This window comes from Streptomyces sp. NPDC052016 (assembly GCF_044548445.1).
In the GTDB taxonomy this organism is placed as follows: domain Bacteria; phylum Actinomycetota; class Actinomycetes; order Streptomycetales; family Streptomycetaceae; genus Streptomyces.
Map to the genome: position 1 here is coordinate 319,397 of NZ_JBIUBX010000003.1, position 15,256 is coordinate 334,652.

The 15,256-nt window shown below is 73.0% G+C and carries 17 protein-coding genes; 11 read left to right on the forward strand and 6 right to left on the reverse strand.

Going from position 1 to position 15,256, the window contains the following annotated elements; genetic code table 11:
* Positions 1-10: 10 nt before the first annotated feature.
* The gene (locus ACIHAR_RS06410) at positions 11-646 is read right to left on the reverse strand and encodes a TIGR03085 family metal-binding protein (protein WP_365468956.1); all 636 of its coding nucleotides are present in this window, start codon (positions 644-646) and stop codon (positions 11-13) included.
* A gap of 82 nt (positions 647-728) precedes the next feature.
* On the opposite strand from ACIHAR_RS06410, the gene hisI reads away from it, so the two are divergent.
* The 11 genes from hisI to lgt all read left to right on the forward strand — a co-directional run bounded on the left by hisI (position 729) and on the right by lgt (position 9,683).
* Positions 729-1,130, forward strand: coding sequence for a phosphoribosyl-AMP cyclohydrolase (gene hisI, locus ACIHAR_RS06415; RefSeq protein ID WP_400017334.1), 402 nt, complete (start codon positions 729-731; stop codon positions 1,128-1,130).
* 11 nt (positions 1,131-1,141) lie between these two features.
* A complete protein-coding gene (locus ACIHAR_RS06420) occupies positions 1,142-2,620 on the forward strand; it encodes an anthranilate synthase component I (protein WP_400017336.1) in 1,479 nt (492 codons plus the stop codon).
* Between the two features lie 71 nt (positions 2,621-2,691).
* On the forward strand, positions 2,692-3,342 hold the full coding sequence (locus ACIHAR_RS06425) for a TIGR02234 family membrane protein (protein ID WP_365468948.1): 651 nt from the start codon (positions 2,692-2,694) through the stop codon (positions 3,340-3,342).
* Positions 3,343-3,500: 158 nt separating this feature from the next.
* The gene (locus tag ACIHAR_RS06430; protein ID WP_365468945.1) at positions 3,501-3,752 is read left to right on the forward strand and encodes an HGxxPAAW family protein; all 252 of its coding nucleotides are present in this window, start codon (positions 3,501-3,503) and stop codon (positions 3,750-3,752) included.
* Between the two features lie 82 nt (positions 3,753-3,834).
* Positions 3,835-4,281, forward strand: coding sequence for a DUF2752 domain-containing protein (locus ACIHAR_RS06435; RefSeq protein WP_365468943.1), 447 nt, complete (start codon positions 3,835-3,837; stop codon positions 4,279-4,281).
* A gap of 139 nt (positions 4,282-4,420) precedes the next feature.
* Entirely contained in the window at positions 4,421-5,230 is an 810-nt protein-coding gene (trpC, locus tag ACIHAR_RS06440; protein ID WP_365468940.1) for an indole-3-glycerol phosphate synthase TrpC, read from the forward strand.
* A gap of 21 nt (positions 5,231-5,251) precedes the next feature.
* Positions 5,252-5,425 (forward strand): tryptophan biosynthesis modulator TrpM, encoded by a 174-nt coding sequence (gene trpM, locus ACIHAR_RS06445; RefSeq protein ID WP_365468937.1) that lies wholly within the window; start codon positions 5,252-5,254, stop codon positions 5,423-5,425.
* Between the two features lie 104 nt (positions 5,426-5,529).
* A complete protein-coding gene (gene trpB, locus ACIHAR_RS06450; RefSeq protein ID WP_400017341.1) occupies positions 5,530-6,813 on the forward strand; it encodes a tryptophan synthase subunit beta in 1,284 nt (427 codons plus the stop codon).
* Entirely contained in the window at positions 6,810-7,628 is an 819-nt protein-coding gene (gene trpA / locus ACIHAR_RS06455; protein ID WP_400017343.1) for a tryptophan synthase subunit alpha, read from the forward strand. The genes trpB and trpA overlap by 4 nt, the downstream gene beginning before the upstream one ends.
* A gap of 164 nt (positions 7,629-7,792) precedes the next feature.
* Positions 7,793-8,569 (forward strand): thioredoxin domain-containing protein, encoded by a 777-nt coding sequence (locus tag ACIHAR_RS06460; protein WP_365468928.1) that lies wholly within the window; start codon positions 7,793-7,795, stop codon positions 8,567-8,569.
* Positions 8,570-8,651: 82 nt separating this feature from the next.
* Positions 8,652-9,683, forward strand: a complete 1,032-nt coding sequence (lgt, locus tag ACIHAR_RS06465; RefSeq protein ID WP_400017346.1) for a prolipoprotein diacylglyceryl transferase — start codon at positions 8,652-8,654, stop codon at positions 9,681-9,683.
* Between the two features lie 78 nt (positions 9,684-9,761).
* Here the strand turns inward: lgt and ACIHAR_RS06470 are convergent, their stop codons facing one another.
* Genes ACIHAR_RS06470 through ACIHAR_RS06490 form a run of 5 tightly spaced genes read right to left on the reverse strand, consistent with a single transcriptional unit; the run spans position 9,762 to position 15,163 of the window.
* Positions 9,762-10,571: an HpcH/HpaI aldolase/citrate lyase family protein gene (locus tag ACIHAR_RS06470; RefSeq protein WP_400017348.1), complete on the reverse strand. Its 810-nt coding sequence runs from the start codon at positions 10,569-10,571 to the stop codon at positions 9,762-9,764.
* Positions 10,568-11,782, reverse strand: a complete 1,215-nt coding sequence (locus ACIHAR_RS06475) for a CoA transferase (protein ID WP_365468919.1) — start codon at positions 11,780-11,782, stop codon at positions 10,568-10,570. Before ACIHAR_RS06475 ends, ACIHAR_RS06470 begins: the two co-directional genes overlap by 4 nt.
* On the reverse strand, positions 11,779-12,672 hold the full coding sequence (gene rbsK / locus ACIHAR_RS06480) for a ribokinase (protein ID WP_400017351.1): 894 nt from the start codon (positions 12,670-12,672) through the stop codon (positions 11,779-11,781). The genes ACIHAR_RS06475 and rbsK overlap by 4 nt, the downstream gene beginning before the upstream one ends.
* Complete coding sequence (locus ACIHAR_RS06485) at positions 12,669-14,036, reverse strand: ADP-ribosylglycohydrolase family protein (protein WP_400017353.1); 1,368 nt, start codon at positions 14,034-14,036, stop codon at positions 12,669-12,671. The genes rbsK and ACIHAR_RS06485 overlap by 4 nt, the downstream gene beginning before the upstream one ends.
* Positions 14,024-15,163 (reverse strand): ADP-ribosylglycohydrolase family protein, encoded by a 1,140-nt coding sequence (locus ACIHAR_RS06490; protein ID WP_365468968.1) that lies wholly within the window; start codon positions 15,161-15,163, stop codon positions 14,024-14,026. The genes ACIHAR_RS06485 and ACIHAR_RS06490 overlap by 13 nt, the downstream gene beginning before the upstream one ends.
* Between the last annotated feature and the right edge of the window lie 93 nt (positions 15,164-15,256).

A 15,256-nucleotide genomic window follows, 5' to 3' on the forward strand; every position in this document is an offset into this window, starting at 1 on the left:
GTTCGGCCTCTCAGAATCCGAGCTGCTTGCTGCCGTGCAGCTTCTCGATCGCGTCCGCGTCGCCCACCAGGTCCACCCGGGCGGCGCTCCGCCGGCCGTACAGGAACAGCAGCAGCTCCGACGGCTCGCCGGTCGCCGTCACCACCGGGGTGCCGCGGTTCGCGACCGCCGTACGGCCGTCCGGGCGACGCAGCACCAGGCCGGTCGGCATGCCGCGGCCCATCAGGCGCGCCGTGCGCTCCAGACGGGACCACAGGGCGTCTTGGAAGACCGGGTCCAGCTCACGGGGCGTCCAGTCCGGCTCGGCGCGCCGGACGTCCTCGGTGTGGACGTAGAACTCGACCGTGTTCGACACCTCGTCGATCTGCTTGAGCTGGAACGGCGAGAACCGCGGCGGACCGGTACGGATCAGCTGGATCAGCTCCTCGTACGGCTTGGCGGCGAACTCCTCCATCGCCTTGTCCAGGCGCGGCGCGAGCTGCTTGATCAACAGGCCCCCGGCGGCGTCCGGCCGGCGCTCGCGCACCACGACGTGCGCGGCGAGGTCGCGGGTCTGCCAGCCCTCGCAGAGAGTCGGGGCCTCCGGCCCGACGGCTTCCAAGAGGTCGGCGAGGAGGAGCCGTTCACGCTTGGCGAAAGTCGACATGCGGTCAGCCTACGACCGCGTAGGGGGTCCGGACAGTGGACGGCCACCGGCTCCGCCTCTCCCGCGCGGCACAATGGCAGGCATGACCAGCACGCCCCCTCGAAGCAGCCTCGCCCCGGAGATCGCCGCGCGCCTCAAGCGCAGCCCGGACGGGCTCCTCCCCGCCATCGCCCAGCAGTACGACACCGGTGAGGTGCTGATGCTCGGCTGGATGGACGACGAGGCGCTGCACCGCACCCTCACCACCGGCCGCTGCACCTACTGGTCCCGCAGCCGCCGTGAGTACTGGGTCAAGGGCGACACCTCCGGCCACTTCCAGTGGGTGAAGTCCGTCGCCCTCGACTGCGACGCCGACACCGTGCTGGTCCAGGTCGACCAGATCGGCGCCGCCTGCCACACCGGCGCGCGCACCTGCTTCGACGAGGACGTGCTCAAGGCCGTCGAGGGCGGCGCCGATTCCGGCGCACCGTCGCTGGATCAGTAAGGTCAGCCGCCATGGACCTCGAGACGTTCCGCAAGCTGGCCACCGACCGACGGGTCATCCCGGTCACCCGCAAGCTCCTCGCCGACGGCGACACCCCGGTCGCCCTCTACCGCAAGCTCGCCGCCGAGCGCCCCGGCACCTTCCTGCTGGAGTCCGCGGAGAACGGCCGCTCGTGGTCCCGCTACTCCTTCGTGGGCGTGCGCAGCGCCGCCACCCTCACCGCCCGCGACGGCGAGGCCCACTGGCTCGGCGCCCCGCCCGTCGGCGTCCCCGCCGGCGGTGACCCGCTCGCCGCCCTGCGCGCCACCATCGAGGCCCTGCACACACCGCACCAGGAGGGGCTGCCGCCCTTCACCGGCGGCATGGTCGGCTACCTCGGCTACGACATCGTGCGCCGCCTGGAGAAGATCGGCCCCGGAGAGCGCGACGACCTCGGGCTCCCCGAGCTGACCATGCTCCTCACCAGCGACCTCGCCGTCATGGACCACTGGGAGGGCTCCGTCCTGCTGATCGCCAACGCGATCAACCACAACGACCTCGACACGGGCGTCGACGAGGCCCACGCGGACGCGGTCGCCCGCCTCGACGCCATGGAGGCGGACCTCTCCCGCGCGGTGGCCCAGCCGCCCGCGGTCCTCCCGCCCTCCGAACTCCCCGAGTACACCGCCCTGTGGGGCGGCCCCGACTTCCAGGAGGCCGTCGAGGACATCAAGGAGCGCATCCGCGCGGGCGAGGCCTTCCAGGTCGTCCCCTCCCAGCGCTTCGAGACGCCCTGCACGGCGAGCGCGCTGGACGTCTACCGCGTGCTGCGGGCCACCAACCCGTCCCCGTACATGTACCTGTTCCGCTTCGACGGCTTCGACGTCGTCGGCTCCTCGCCCGAGGCCCTGGTCAAGGTCGAGGACGGGCAGGCCATGGTCCACCCCATCGCCGGGACGCGGCACCGCGGGGCGACCCCGCAGGAGGACCAGGCCCTCGCCGACGAACTGCTCGCCGACCCCAAGGAACGCGCCGAGCACCTCATGCTCGTCGACCTCGGCCGCAACGACCTCGGCCGCGTCTGCGAGCCCGGCTCGGTGGAGGTCGTCGACTTCATGTCCATCGAGCGGTACTCCCACGTCATGCACATCGTCTCGACGGTGACCGGCAGGGTCGCGCCGGGCCGCACGGCCTTCGACGTCCTCACCGCCTGCTTCCCCGCGGGCACCCTCTCCGGCGCGCCCAAGCCCCGCGCGATGCAGATCATCGACGAACTCGAGCCGTCCCGCCGCGGCCTGTACGGCGGCTGCGTGGGCTACCTGGACTTCGCCGGCGACTCCGACACCGCCATCGCCATCCGCACGGCCCTGCTCCGGGACGGCACCGCCTACGTCCAGGCCGGCGCCGGCATCGTCGCCGACTCCGACCCGGTCGCCGAGGACCAGGAGTGCCGCAACAAGGCGGCGGCGGTGCTGCGCGCGGTGCACACGGCCAACCGCCTGGGCGCGTAGGCCCTTCCGGCGGGAGTGGGGCGCTTCTCACGTGAACCCCGGGTGACGTTTCGCCCGGGGTTCAGGCGATAGTGGTCTACGTGACTGCTGTACCTCACCCCCGTTCCGAAGCCGCCGCCCCCGCCCGGTCCGGCCGCCGGAGTCTCGCCCTCGCCCTGCTGTTCGGTGCGCTGGGCGCGGCCGTGGCCCTGCTCGCGACCCGGCAGCGCTGGTCGGAGGGCACGGCGACGGTGGCCGGCGGCGCCTTCACCCTGACCGCCAAGGGCAGCGACGTCACCGGCGTCCCCGCGGCGCTCGCCATAGTGGGCCTCGCCGCGCTCGTCGCCGTCTTCGCCGTCCGCAGGGCGGGCCGCCTGGCGGTCTCCGCCGTCCTCGCGCTCTCCGGCGCCGGCATCGTCGCCGCGGCCCTCTTCGGCGCCTCCGACAGCTCCGCGCTCGACGAGAAGGCCGCCCAGGCCTCCGGCGACACCTCCGCCACCGTCGCCTCGCTCAGCCACACCGCCTGGCCCTACGCCGCGGCGGCGGGTGGCGCCCTGATCCTCCTGGCCGGCCTGCTCGCCCTGCGCTACGGCCGTCTGTGGCCCGGCATGTCCGGCCGCTACGAGCGGGGCGGCGCGCCCCGGTCCCGGCGCGGCAACCGGCCCGTCGACCCCGACCGGCCCGAGGAGATGTGGAAGGCCCTGGACCGCGGCGAGGACCCCACGGGCGCGGACCCGGCCTGACGACGATCACCCGGCGGTTCCCGATGTGGTGAATCAGACGTCCCCGGAAACCGCCCCCCGCGCCAAGTACGCCCACAGGTACGGGACAATGGACGGCGAGCCTTCGGCTCGGACACGTACAGCACGTACGCATCACAGACAGCAACGAGGAGCAAGTCATGGCGGGCAGCAGCCACGGACACACCCCGGCCGCATGGACCGGTGTCACCATCGCCTTCATCGGTTTCTGCGTCGCGGGCGCGTTCATGGTCATGGCCGAGCCGCTCGGCTTCTGGGCGGGCATGGCGATCGTGCTTCTCGGCGGTGTCGTCGGCATGATCATGCGCGGCATGGGCCTCGGCCAGCCGAAGCAGGTTCGCCCCGTGCACCAGGTCACGGGCCGGACGGCGCCGGTCAGCGTCGAGAGCTGAATCCCCGTACGACGCCGTGAGGGGCGGCCGGTGAGCGCACCGGCCGCCCCTCACGCGCGCGTGGAGCTCCGACCGGGGCACAATGCGAGGCGTGAACCCCGACCGTCAGAGCGTGACACCGTCCGACCCGGGGACCGTCCTGGGCCGCCTCGCCGTGCCCGCCGGCATCCTCGCGGCCGCCGCCGGGGCCTTCGCCTACGTCGGCACCGTCGACCCCAACGAGCCCGGCCACTACCCGGTCTGCCCCATGCTGCGCCACACGGGCCTGTACTGCCCCGGCTGCGGCGGACTGCGCAGCGCGCACGCCTTCGTGCACGGGGACTTCACGGCCGCCCTGCACGACAACGCGCTCGCCGTCGCCGCCTACCTGGGCTTCGCGGTGCTGTGGACCGTCTGGGTGGTCCGCGCGGCCCGCGGCCGCCCGCCGCGGCTCGACCCGCGGCCCGTGCACCTGTGGTCTCTGGGGGTGTTGCTCCTGGTCTTCACGGTTGTCCGGAACCTGCCGTTCGGCGGCTGGCTGCGTCCCTGATCGGCGGACGGAACGTCCAGGTGGTGGGACCGGCGTCGACCGGATGCGAGGCCTTCGCGCTCCTGCGGATACCATCGCAGGGACCATCGTTTTCCACTGGTCGCTCGAACTGTCAACCGTCTGGAAGGGGGCCGCTCGCGTGAGTGTGCTCGACGAGATCATCGACGGAGTCCGTGCCGACCTCGCGGAGCGGCAGGCGCGCGTCAGCCTCGACGAGCTCAAGGAGCGCGCGGCTAAGGCTCCCGCCGCCAAGGACGGGGTCGCCGCGCTGAAGGGCGACGGCGTCAAGGTGATCTGCGAGGTCAAGCGCTCCAGCCCCTCCAAGGGCGCGCTGGCCGCGATCGCCGACCCGGCCGGGCTGGCCGCGGACTACGAGGCGGGCGGCGCCGCCGTCATCTCCGTCCTCACCGAACAGCGCCGCTTCGGCGGCTCCCTCGCCGACCTCGAGGCGGTCCGCGCGCGCGTGGACATCCCCGTCCTGCGCAAGGACTTCATCGTCACCTCGTACCAGCTGTGGGAGGCCCGCGCGTACGGCGCCGACCTCGCGCTGCTGATCGTGGCCGCCCTCGACCAGCCGGCCCTGGAGTCGCTGATCGAGCGCGCCGTCTCCATCGGTCTCACCCCCCTCGTGGAGGTGCACGACGAGGAGGAGGTCGAGCGCGCGGTGGACGCGGGCGCCAAGATCATCGGTGTCAACGCGCGCAACCTCAAGACCCTCGAGGTCGACCGCTCCACCTTCGAGCGGGTCGCCCCCGAGATCCCCGACCGCATCGTCAAGGTCGCGGAGTCCGGCGTCCGCGGACCGCACGACCTCATCGCGTACGCCAACGCCGGCGCCGACGCGGTCCTGGTCGGCGAGTCCCTGGTGACGGGACGCGACCCGAAGACGGCGGTCGCCGACCTGGTCGCGGCGGGCGAGCACCCCGCCCTGCGGCACGGCCGGGACTGATTTTTCGCTAGGCTGGCCCCGATGACCGTCTCGATCACCCTGGCGACCAGGGACCCGTACGCCCGCCTCGCGCGCGGCTGCAGGCCCCGCGGCTGCCGCGCGCCCGCGCGCAGGGTGCACGGCAGACGGGTCCGCTACGTGATCGGCGACGAACCCGGGCAGGTGAACGGCCGTCGATGGCAGCGCGCCCTATAGGGGCGCGGGGAACTGCGCATCACACCACGGACGGCCCGCGGCCGCCGGAAAGCCCCGCCCCCACGGCGATTAGTGCATCCCACAACTCACCGTGAGGTATCCGCATGCCCAGCGAGTTCTTCATCCCCGACCCCGAAGGTCGAGTCCCCAGCGCCGAGGGCTACTTCGGCGCCTTCGGCGGCAAGTTCATCCCGGAGGCCCTCGTCGCCGCCGTGGACGAGGTCGCCGTCGAGTACGACAAGGCGAAGCACGACCCCGAGTTCGCCCGTGAGCTCGACGACCTGCTCGTCCACTACACCGGTCGGCCCAGCGCCCTCACCGAGGTGCCCCGGTTCGCCGAACACGCCGGTGGCGCCCGGGTGTTCCTCAAGCGCGAGGACCTCAACCACACCGGCTCCCACAAGATCAACAACGTGCTCGGCCAGGCGCTGCTCACCAAGCGCATGGGCAAGACGCGCGTCATCGCGGAGACCGGCGCCGGCCAGCACGGCGTCGCCACCGCCACCGCCTGCGCGCTCTTCGGACTCGAGTGCACCATCTACATGGGCGAGATCGACACCCGGCGCCAGGCCCTCAACGTGGCCCGCATGCGCATGCTGGGCGCCGAGGTCGTCGCGGTGAAGTCCGGCAGCCGCACCCTGAAGGACGCCATCAACGAGGCGTTCCGCGACTGGGTCGCCAACGTCGACCGCACCCACTACCTGTTCGGCACCGTCGCGGGGCCCCACCCCTTCCCCGCGATGGTCCGCGACTTCCACCGCGTCATCGGCGTCGAGGCCCGCCGCCAGCTCCTGGAGCGCGCCGGGCGCCTCCCCGACGCGGCCATCGCCTGCGTCGGCGGCGGCTCCAACGCGATCGGCCTCTTCCACGCCTTCATCCCGGACGCCTCCGTGCGGCTGATCGGCTGCGAGCCCGCCGGCCACGGCGTGGAGACCGGCGAGCACGCGGCCACCCTCACCGCCGGCGAGCCCGGCATCCTGCACGGCTCGCGCTCCTACGTCCTCCAGGACGACGAGGGCCAGATCACCGAGCCGTACTCCATCTCGGCCGGTCTGGACTACCCGGGCATCGGCCCCGAGCACTCCTACCTCAAGGACTCCGGCCGCGGCGAGTACCGCGCGGTCACCGACGACGCGGCCATGCAGGCGCTGCGCCTGCTGTCGCGCACCGAGGGCATCATCCCGGCCATCGAGAGCGCCCACGCGCTGGCCGGCGCCCTGGAAGTCGGCAAGGAGCTGGGCAAGGACGGGCTGATCGTGGTCAACCTGTCCGGCCGCGGCGACAAGGACATGGACACGGCCGCCCGCTACTTCGGCCTGTACGACACCGACGCGGAGGTCGCCGAGGACGCCTCCGGAACCGCCGAGATCGAGGGGGACGCCAAGTGAGCGGGAACATCCAGCTCTTGTCGGACACCCTCGCCGGCGCCAGGACCGAGGGGCGCTCGGCGCTCATCGCCTACCTCCCGGCCGGGTTCCCGACCGTGGACGGCGGCATCGAGGCGATCAAGGCCGTCCTGGACGGCGGCGCCGACGTCGTCGAGGTGGGCCTGCCGCACAGCGACCCCGTGCTGGACGGCCCGGTCATCCAGACCGCCGACGACGTCGCCCTGCGGGGCGGAGTCAGGATCGCCGACGTCATGCGGACGGTCCGCGAGGCCCACCGGGCCACGGGCAAGCCGGTGCTCGTCATGACGTACTGGAACCCCATCGACCGCTACGGCGTCGAGCGGTTCACGGCCGAGCTCGCCGAGGCGGGCGGGGCCGGGGCGATCCTGCCCGACCTGCCCGTGCAGGAGTCGGCGCTGTGGAGGGAGCATGCCGAGAAGCACGGCCTCGCGACGGTCTTCGTCGTGGCTCCCAGCAGCAAGGACGAGCGGCTCGCGCAGATCACCGCCGCGGGCAGCGGCTTCGTCTACGCCGCCTCGCTGATGGGTGTCACCGGTACCCGTGAGTCGGTGGGCGCACAGGCCCAGGACCTGGTCGAGCGCACCCGCGCCACCGGCACCGACCTGCCCGTCTGCGTCGGCCTCGGCGTCTCCAACGCCGAACAGGCCGCCGAGGTCGCCGGATTCGCCGACGGCGTGATCGTCGGCTCGGCCTTCGTGAAGCGGATGCTGGACGCCCCGGACCACGCGGCCGGCATCGAGTCGGTGCGTGCGCTCGCCGGTGAGCTGGCGAAGGGCGTGCGCAGGAAGGCCTGAGCGGCCGCTTTCGTGACGAAAGTCGTCACAGCGCGGCAGTCGTACACAGAACGACAGTCATAACAGTCATAGCGGACACATCGGTACGAGTCACCTGACTCACTCGAACGGGTGGACCTGGGACCGGGGAGGCGCGCTGCGCCTCCCCGGTTCGTTCTGGGGGTGTGAGCGAGAAGAATCGTGAAGGGAAGCGCACCGCCAGGGAGCGGCTGGCGGTCGAGCGTGAGAAGCAGAAGGCCTCGGAGCGGCGGCGCCGGACCTTGATCGTCGCCGCCGGCGTCGTGTGCGTGCTGGGCCTCGCGGCGGTCGTCGGCCTCGTCGCGGGGAACGCCGGCAAGGACGACAGCAGTGACAACGCGGGCCCGGTCGTGGCGCCCTCCGGCGCGCAGGGCAAGGACGCCCTCGTCATCCCGGTCGGCAAGGACGCAGCCAAGTCGACGCTCACGGTGTGGGAGGACTTCCGCTGCCCGGCCTGCAAGGCCTTCGAGGACCGCTACCGCTCGACGATCCACGAGCTGACCGGCGCCGGCAAGCTGAAGGTGGAGTACCGCCTGGCCACCCTCATCGACGGCATGGTGGGCGGCACCGGCTCCCGCGACGCGGCCAACGCCGCCGCCTGCGCCCAGGACGTCGGCAAGTTCCCCCAGTACCACGACGTGCTGTTCCAGAACCAGCCCCGCGAGTCCGACGACGCCTTCGCGAAGAACAGCACCCTCGTCGACCTGGCAGCCAAGGTCGACGGCCTCGACACGCCCGCCTTCCGCACCTGTGTCGAGAAGGGCACGCACAACAGCTGGGTCGCGAAGTCCAACGAGGCCTTCCAGAAGGGCGGTTTCACCGGCACGCCGACCGTGCTGCTCAACGGCAAGAACATCTACCAGGACCAGACGATGACGCCGGAGAAGCTCAAGCAGATGGTGGAGGAGGCCGACCAGGGGTGAGTCGATCTCCCCGGCCCGTTATGGAGCCGTAGCCGGGCTGCCCACCGTGGGCCCGGTGCGGCAGGGTAGCGTCAACCTTGCCATGGAACTTGCCTACATTCCGAGCCCGTCGCGCGGGGTGCTGTACCTCGGCCCCGTTCCGCTGCGCGGCTACGCGTTCTGCATCATCATCGGCGTCTTCGCCGCGGTCTGGCTCGGCAACAAGCGCTGGATCGCCCGGGGCGGCCGGGCCGGCACGGTGGCCGACATCGCTGTCTGGGCCGTGCCCTTCGGCCTGATCGGCGGCCGCCTCTACCACGTGATCACGGACTACGAGCTGTACTTCAGCGAGGGCCGTGACTGGGTGGACGCCTTCAAGATCTGGGAGGGCGGCCTCGGTATCTGGGGCGCGATCTCCCTCGGCGCGCTGGGCGCATGGATCGGCTGCCGCCGTCGCGGCATTCCGATGCCCGCGTACGCCGACGCCGTCGCGCCCGGCATCGCCCTCGCCCAGGCGTTCGGCCGCTGGGGCAACTGGTTCAACCAGGAGCTGTACGGCAAGGAGACCGACCTGCCCTGGGCCCTGCACATCACGTCCTCGGCGGACGGCCGGGTGCCGGGCTACTACCATCCGACCTTCCTCTACGAGTCGTTGTGGTGCATCGGCGTCGCGCTGCTGGTGATCTGGGCGGACCGCCGCTTCAAGCTGGGTCACGGCCGGGCGTTCGCGCTGTACGTCGCCTCGTACTGCGCCGGGCGCTTCTGGATCGAGTACCTGCGCGTGGACGACGCCCACCACCTCCTGGGCCTGCGGCTGAACAACTGGACCGCGCTGGTCGTGCTGCTGCTCGCCGTCGCGTACTTCGTGGTGTCGGCCAAGAAGCGGCCGGGGCGCGAAGCGGTCGTCGAGCCGGACACCGCCTCCCGCGGCGACGCGGAAGCCGACGGCGGGACCGAGGCCGGCGCACGGGACGAGGGCGCGTCGTCCGGCGCGAAGGCGGACGCGGACGCCGCAGAAGACGCCGACGAAGCGGCGAAGGACGAAGCGGCGAAGGACGAGGCTGCGAAGGACGAGGCTGCGAAGGACGAAGCCGAAGTCGCGGCCGAGGCCGAGTCGGCGGCCAAGAAGAGCTGACGGCGGTCGTACGACGACGAGGGCGCCCGGGGTCTGCCGGGCGCCCTCGTCGTGTACGGGCGGCGGGGCGGGCCGGCGTCAGAACCGGCGGGCCAGCGACAGGGTCCGCTGCGCCGCCGCGACCACCGCCGCGTCGATGAAACGGCCGTCGGGGAGAGCCTGGGCACCCGGTTCGTTCGCCGCCGCCTTGACGATCGTCTCCGCCTCCTCGATCTCCCTCTGGGTGGGCAGATAGGCCCGTTCGATGATGGGGAGCTGGCGCGGGTGGATCGCCGCGCGGCCGAGGAAGCCGAGGGTACGGCCGTGGGCGCAGGAGGCCGCCAGGCCCTCCAGATCACGGATGTCGGGGTGGACGGACTGCGGTGGGGGCGCCAGCCCCGCCGCCCGCGCGGCCACGATCACCCGGGAGCGGGACCAGTCGAGTCCCGCGTCCTCCCGGATGCCCAGGTCGGCACGGAGGTCCGCCTCGCCCAGGGAGATGCCGCGCAGGGACGGGTGAGCGGCGGCGATGGCGTAGGCGTGCTCGACGCCGAGGGCCGTTTCCAGGAGGGCGTAGAGCGGGCCCGGGGCGCTGCCCGCGATACCGGTGATCTGGGCGGGGGACGTCACCTTCGGGAGGCGGAGGCCGGACACGCCGGGGAGGGCCGCCACGGCCTCGAGGTCGGCGGTGGCGAGCGGGCCGCCCAGGGCGTTGATCCGCACGTGCACCGGGACCGGCTGCGCCGCGGAGAGCAGCTCGGCGGTGGCCGTGCGGGCGTACTCCTTGCGGTCGGGGGCCACCGCGTCCTCGAGGTCGATCACGACGACGTCCGCTCCGCAGGACAGGGCCTTGGTGACGACATGCGGGCGGTCCCCGGGGACGTACAGCCAGGTCAGCGGGTGGATCACAGGGCGCCCTCCGCGCGCAGGGCGGCCAGGTCGGCGGGGGTGAGGCCCAGTTCGGCGAGGACCGCCTCGGTGTCCGCTCCGTGCGGGCGGCCGGCCCAGCGGATCGCGCCGGGGGTCGAGGAGAGGCGGAAGAGGACGTTCTGCATGCGGATCGGGCCCAGCTCGGGGTCGTCGACGGTGGTGACCGTGTCGAGGGCCTGGTACTGGGGGTCCGTGAGCACGTCCCGGACGTCCTGGACGGGGGCGACGGCCGCCTCCGCCTTCTCGAAGGCGGCGAGGACGTCGGTGCGGGTGTGGGCGGCGATCCATCGGCCGACCGCCGCGTCCAGAACGTCGGCGTGGGCGGCGCGGCCGGCGCCCGTCGCGAACCACGGTTCGTCGATCAGGTCGGGGCGGCCGACCAGCCGCATCACGCGCTCCGCCACCGACTGGGCCGAGGTCGACACGGCGACCCAACTGCCGTCCGCCGTGCGGTAGGTGTTGCGGGGGGCGTTGTTGGCGGACCGGTTCCCGGTGCGCTCCTGGACGTAGCCGAGCTGGTCGTACCAGAGGGGCTGCGGTCCGAGGACGGTGAGGATCGGCTCGATGATCGCCATGTCGACGACCTGGCCCTCGCCCGTGCGGTCACGGGCGGCGAGGGCCGTCATGACCGCGTACGCCGTCGCCAGACCCGCGATGGAGTCGGCGAGACCGAAGGGCGGGAGGGTCGGGGGTGCGTCCGGTTCACCGGTGATCGCGGCGAAGCCGCTCATCGCCTCCGCGAGGGTGCCGAAGCCGGGGCGGTGGGCGTAGGGGCCGAACTGGCCGAAGGCGGTGACCCGGGTGAGGATCAGGCGGGGGTTGGCCGCCGAGAGTTCCTCCCAGCCGAGGTCCCACTTCTCCAGGGTGCCGGGGCGGAAGTTCTCGATGATCACGTCCGCGGTGGCGGCGAGGCGCAGAAGGGTGGCGCGCCCGCCGGGCCGGGAGAGGTTCAGGGTGATCGTGCGCTTGTTGCGGGCGAGGATCTTCCACCACAGGCCGACGCCGTCCTTGGCCGGGCCGTGGCCGCGGGACGGGTCGGGTTTCTCCGGGTGCTCGACCTTGACGACCTCCGCGCCGAAGTCCCCGAGCATGGTGGCGGCGAGGGGGCCGGCGAAGAGGGTGGCCAGGTCGAGGACGCGCAGGCCGTGCAGCGGCGGCCGCACCGGGGGCTTCGCTGAGGGCCTGGTCATGACGCGTACAGCTTCTCGATATCGGAGCGGTACGGCATCGACGCCGACGCGCCCTGCCGCTGGACGGAGAGTGCCGCGGCCGCTGCCGCCCACGCCAGCGCCTCCCGCACGGGACGCTCCTCGCCCAGGGCCACCGCGAGGGCGCCGACGAAGGTGTCGCCCGCGCCGGTCGAGTCCACGGCGGTGACGTGCGGCGCGGGCACGGTCAGGGGTTCGGTGCCGCGAGCCGCGTACAGACTGCCGGCCGCGCCGAGGGTGACGACGACCTCCGGCACGCTGTCGAGGAGGGCGAGGGCGGCCTCGCGCGGGTCGGTGCGGCCGGTGAGGGCGGCGGCCTCGTGCTCGTTGGGCACCAGCAGATCGGTGGCGTCGAGGAGTTCGGCGGGCAGCGGCTGGGCGGGGGCGGGGGTGAGGATCGTGCGGACGCCGTGGGCGCGGGCCTTGCGGGCGCCTGCCACGACCGCCGCGAGGGGGATCTCCAACTGGAGCAGCAGCGCGTCGGCGGAGGCGATGAGACCCTCGTCGCCGGGGACGAGATGGTCGACGGTGCCGTTCGCGCCGGGAACGACGACGATGGCGTTGCCGCCCTCGTCGTCCACGACGATGTGCGCGGTGCCGGAGGGGCCCTCCACCGTGCGCAGGTGGTCGGTGTTCACACCGGAGTGCTCCAGGGTGGAGCGCAGGCGGGTGCCGAGGGGGTCGTTGCCGACGGCGCCGATCATCGAGACGGTGGCGCCCGCGTGGGCCGCGGCGATGGCCTGGTTGGCGCCCTTGCCGCCGGGGACCGTGCGGAACTCCCGTCCCGTGACGGTCTCCCCGCGCTGCGGTGCCTTCTCGACGTAGGCGACGAGGTCCATGTTCGTGCTGCCGAGCACGACGATGTCGGTCATGGGCGCGATGCCTCCCGGTGGGTCAGGTGGGCGAGGGTGTCGAAGCCGGTGCCGTCGAAGTCGGCGACGGAGGTGGCGAGGCGGTTCTTGAGGGGGGCCGTCCAGCGGTCGGGCAGGGCGGCCGGATCGCCGGCCAGCAGGGCGGCGATGCCGCCGGCGGTGGCGCCGTTGGAGTCGGTGTCCCAACCGCCGGAGACCGCACGGCAGATGGAGCCGGTGAAGTCGCCGTCGGCGTGGGTGAGGGCGGCGGCCAGCAGCGCGGTGTTGGGGACCGCGTGCACCCAGTGGTGGGTGGGGGAGTACGTGGCGTGGAGTTCGTCCACGACCGCGTCGAAGTCCTCGTGGGTCCGCGCCAGCCGGACGGCGTGGGTGACCGCCCGGGCCAGGCGGGAGCGCGGCGGGACGACCGTGAGGCCGGTGCGCAGGCAGGTGTGGACGTCGTGGGCGCCGGTGGCCGCGGTGGCGACGGCGGCCGCCGTGAACATCGCCGCGTAGACGCCGTTGGCGGTGTGGGTGAGGGTGGCGTCGCGGTGGGCCTGCTCGGCGGCGGCGGCCGGGTCGCCGGGATGGGTCCAGCCGTGGACGTCTGCGCGGATGAGGGCGCCGATCCATTCCCGGAAGGGGTTGCGGTGGCGGGCGGTGTGCGGGGGTTCGATACCGGAGAGGAGATTGCGGTAGGCGAGGCGCTCCGCGGTGAAGGTCCGGCCGGCCGGGAGTTCGTCCAGCCAGAGCCGCGCCACGTCGGTGGTGGTGAAGTCCCTGCCGTGGCGGCGGAGCAGGAGGAGGTTGAGGAGGGGGTAGTTGAGGTCGTCGTCCTCGGGCATGCCGTCGATGTTCTCGGCGAGGGAGGTGTGCGCCGAGCGGCGGTTCCAGGGATACGTCTCGAGGAGGTCCGGGGGGACTCCCCGGGCGGTGAAGTAGGTGGTGAGGGGCCAGTTGCCGGTGGACGCGGCGAGGGCGCGGATACCGTCCAGAGGGAGTTTCTCCACCGGCTTGCCGAGCAGGCAGCCCGCGGCCCTGCCCAGCCAGGCCGCCTCCAGGCGCTCCCGGGCGGGCGCCGCCCGACGGGCATCCCCCTTCCCCGGCCACTGCGGGCACAGCGACCTGATCCTCTCCAGGTCCGTGGGCTCCTCCTCCGCCAGCCTGCTGGGCAGGTCCGCGAGTTCGTCCAGCAGGTCCTCCGCCAGGAGTCGGAGGTAGCGGGAGGCGCGCCGAGGGGAGGCTCCCGCCCGCTCCGGGGCCTCCCAGCCGCCCGCCGCCCTCCACCGGGACGCGATCGCCGACGGTTCACGGCCGTCCTGGGCCGCCTGGCGCAGCTCGTGGCCGAGGAGGTCCTCCGGCTGGACCCAGGTCAGTCGGAGCACGCGTGACCTCCGATCCCGGCGAACGCCTGCTCATGGGCCCTGCGGCGACGGAGGTCCTTCTCGAAGACCTCCCGGGTCACCTCGGTGAGCGTTCGCGCCGGCGCCCACAGGTCGAGGCGGCTCGCCTCCGCCACCTGCTTCGACCAGTCGTCGGGGACGGCCGAACCGAGGGCGCCGGCCAGCGCGCCGGCCATCGTCGCGATCGAGTCGCAGTCGCGGCCGTAGTTCACCGCGCCCAGGACGGCGTGGCGGTAGTCGCCGCCGGCGACCAGCACCATGCCCAGGGCGACCGGGAGTTCCTCGATCGCGTGCAGGCGGGACGGGCGGCGGGCGGCCAGGGAGGGGGCGCGGTAGTCGGGGCCCACCGTGTCGTAGGGTGCCACCGCCTCGCGGAGCGGCGTCAGGGCCGACTCGAAGTCCGTGTGCCGGGCCGCCACTTCGGCGGTCTTCTCGATCGCCGTCCGTGTGCCGTCCTTGGCCAGGGACAGACACGCCGCGACCACCGAGTCGGCGGTGGCCCCGGGCGCGCAGGCCGCCGCCACGGCCGCCGCGAAGACCCCCGCCGCCTCACGGCCGTACGACGACTGGTGGGCGCCCGCGAGGTCGATCGCCTCGGCGTAGGCGGCCGGCGGGTTGGCCGCGTTGACCAGGCCGACCGGGGCCGTGTACATCGCCGCGCCGCAGTTGACGATGTTGCCGACGCCCGCCTCGCGGGGGTCGACATGGCCGTAGTGGATCCTCGTCACCAGCCATTTCTCCGCCAGGAAGACCCGGTGCAGGGGGAGTGCCTCGGTCTCCAGTTCGGGGATCCAGCGCGGGGTGGTGATCAGGTCGGGGACCAGGTGGTCGGCGATCGCGTAGGCGTCCAGGTGGTCGCGGACCGTGGCGTAGACCCTGATCAGCGCGTGGGTCATCAAGGTGTCGTCGGTGACGTGACCGTCGCCCTTGTGGTACGGGGCGATGGGGCGGGCGGTGCGCCAGTCGTCGCCGTTCCAGGGGCCGACGATGCCGTGGACGCGGCCGCCGTGGCGTCGGAGGATCTGGTCGGGGGAGTAGCCCTCGACCGGGCCGCCGAGGGCGTCGCCCACGGCCGCGCCGACGAGGGCTCCGGTGACCCGCTCCTCCAGCGTGCCGGCGGCCCCTCCATGTCCTCTGGTTCCGGCGGTTCCAGCCGTTGCAGCGGCCGCTTGTACTGCTCCGGCCGCTTCGGTTCGTGCGGT

What these genes read in the sequence shown, in the direction of transcription:
- ACIHAR_RS06410 (WP_365468956.1), bottom strand. Translation starts at nt 646, where the DNA reads ATGTCGACTTTCGCCAAGCGTGAACGGCTCCTCCTCGCCGACCTCTTG.
- hisI (WP_400017334.1), top strand. Translation starts at nt 729, where the DNA reads ATGACCAGCACGCCCCCTCGAAGCAGCCTCGCCCCGGAGATCGCCGCG.
- ACIHAR_RS06420 (WP_400017336.1), top strand. Translation starts at nt 1,142, where the DNA reads ATGGACCTCGAGACGTTCCGCAAGCTGGCCACCGACCGACGGGTCATC.
- ACIHAR_RS06430 (WP_365468945.1), top strand. Translation starts at nt 3,501, where the DNA reads ATGGCGGGCAGCAGCCACGGACACACCCCGGCCGCATGGACCGGTGTC.
- ACIHAR_RS06435 (WP_365468943.1), top strand. Translation starts at nt 3,835, where the DNA reads ATGCGAGGCGTGAACCCCGACCGTCAGAGCGTGACACCGTCCGACCCG.
- trpM (WP_365468937.1), top strand. Translation starts at nt 5,252, where the DNA reads ATGACCGTCTCGATCACCCTGGCGACCAGGGACCCGTACGCCCGCCTC.
- trpB (WP_400017341.1), top strand. Translation starts at nt 5,530, where the DNA reads ATGCCCAGCGAGTTCTTCATCCCCGACCCCGAAGGTCGAGTCCCCAGC.
- lgt (WP_400017346.1), top strand. Translation starts at nt 8,652, where the DNA reads ATGGAACTTGCCTACATTCCGAGCCCGTCGCGCGGGGTGCTGTACCTC.
- ACIHAR_RS06475 (WP_365468919.1), bottom strand. Translation starts at nt 11,782, where the DNA reads ATGACCAGGCCCTCAGCGAAGCCCCCGGTGCGGCCGCCGCTGCACGGC.
- rbsK (WP_400017351.1), bottom strand. Translation starts at nt 12,672, where the DNA reads ATGACCGACATCGTCGTGCTCGGCAGCACGAACATGGACCTCGTCGCC.